The sequence below is a fragment of the Neorhizobium sp. JUb45 genome (genome assembly GCF_004343585.1).
Taxonomy (GTDB): domain Bacteria; phylum Pseudomonadota; class Alphaproteobacteria; order Rhizobiales; family Rhizobiaceae; genus Neorhizobium.
In genome coordinates this window covers 1-1898 of the sequence record NZ_SLYW01000030.1, presented here as the reverse complement: position 1 = coordinate 1898, position 1898 = coordinate 1, and the positions used below count along the sequence as shown (strand labels likewise).

Sequence of the window (1898 nt, the reverse complement as noted above, 5' to 3'; positions counted from 1 at the left end):
CGTCTCGTCATGGTATCTCCTGTTCCCGGCATCTAAGCCGAAGTCAGGCAGAAATTCCACTTATCCCCGCTGTGCAGATTTCCCGAGCCACCTCTATGCGGGTCGTGCCCTTTATATCAGCGCGATGGTTGGCTTCTTTTTCTTCACCACGCTGTACCTGCAGCAGGTTGCTGGTCTGCGTCCCGCGCTGGCAGGACTAGCCTTCGTCCCGGCCACGATGCTGCACGTCCCGATCGCCATCATCGTTCCACGACTTATCCGGCGCTTTGGTCGCAACACGATCCTGATCGCGGGCATGCTGACCGGCATAGTGGCCATGGCATGGCTCAGCCGCGCCGGCGTCGGATCGAACTACTGGACCGCCGTCGCAATGCCGATGATCCTGATCGGTATCAGCCAGGGCCTGACCTTGAGCCCCCTCACCTCGTCCGGTGTGGCGCGTGTCGATCGTGAGGATGCGGGTGCCGCCTCCGGTGCGGTAAACGTCGCACATCAGATCGGCAGCTCCGTGGGGCTTAGCGTTCTCATCGCCATAGCGGCGATCGGTTCTTCGGGCCTGACGGGAGCCGACCTGACGGCCTACCGGGTTTCCCACGCTTTCGATGCCGGCACCGTCATGCTGGCGGCGACATTGCTGATCTCGCTTTTCACCATCGTACCAGCCGCGCGGCGACAGGCTTTGTCTGAAGACCAAGCCGCGTCAGCCAAATGCGCGGCCTGACCAAGGAAATGACAATGAAAACCAGAAAACTCGGAAACCTCGAAGTCTCCGCCCTCGGTCTCGGCTGCATGGGCATGAGTTCGGCTTATGGCCATGCAGCCGACAAGGACGAGATGATCAAGCTGATGCGGTTCGCCTATGACGAAGGCCTGACCTTCTTCGATACCGCCGAGGCATACGGCCCCTTCGTCAACGAGGAACTCGTCGGCGCGGCTCTTGCCCCGATCCGCGACAAGGTGGTGATCGCCACCAAGTTCGGGTTCGATATCGATCTGGAAACAGGTGAACGTCGTGGTGGTACCAACAGCCGTCCGGAGCATATCAAGGCCGTCGCCGAAGCAAGCCTGAGGCGGCTCAAGACCGACCGTATCGATCTCTTCTACCAGCATCGCGTCGACCCCGCCGTTTCGATCGAGGATGTGGCGGGTGCGGTAAAGGACCTGATCGCCGAGGGCAAGGTCAAGCATTTTGGCCTCTCGGAGGCAGGCGTCGGCACGATCCGCAAGGCACACGCCGTCCAGCCGGTCGCGGCTGTCCAGAGCGAATACTCGCTCTTCTGGCGTGGCCCGGAAGTCGAACTGCTGCCCACTCTCGAAGAACTGGGGATCGGTTTCGTACCCTTCACCCCGCTCGGCGCAGGTTTCCTGACGGGCAAGATCGACGAAAACACCAAGTTCTACCCGACCGACTTCCGCAACGCCGTTCCGAGGCTGACACCCGAGGCCCGCAAGGCGAATTTTGCGCTGGTCGACGCAATCACGGTTATCGCCGAGAACAAGCGCTCGTCCCCCGCGCAGGTCGCGCTCGCCTGGCTGCTCGCCCAGAAGCCATGGGTCGTGCCGATCCCAGGCACCACGAAGGAACATCGCCTCAAGGAGAATATGGGCAGCGTCGATCTCGAACTGACGCCTGCAGACCTTCAAGAGATCGCGTCAGCGCTCGCGAAGTTCGAAGTCGTTGGCGAGCGCCTGCCCGAAGCTGTCCTGAAGATGACCGGTCTCTGACATGGGGCATATCGTCCGCCAGTTTCGAGTTCGATGCAATGAGCAAGTCCCGGGAGATCGACATCTCCTGCGCCTACTTATCCATTCGAGACCGATTTTTCCTACACGCCCCAGGCTTTGTCGACGGGGCGTTCGATCAACCGCTGAAAGAGTTGTTTCCCAGAACGACAAAA

At 60.6% G+C, this 1898-nt stretch carries 2 protein-coding genes; both read left to right on the top strand.

The window, feature by feature from the left end:
• The coding region (locus EDF70_RS29835; protein WP_132281924.1) for an MFS transporter at positions 1-721 on the top strand (721 nt) is incomplete at its 5' end.
• A 14-nt stretch (positions 722-735) separates the two neighbouring features.
• Positions 736-1725 (top strand): aldo/keto reductase, encoded by a 990-nt coding sequence (locus tag EDF70_RS29830; RefSeq protein WP_132281922.1) that lies wholly within the window; start codon positions 736-738, stop codon positions 1723-1725.
• Positions 1726-1898: the final 173 nt, after the last annotated feature.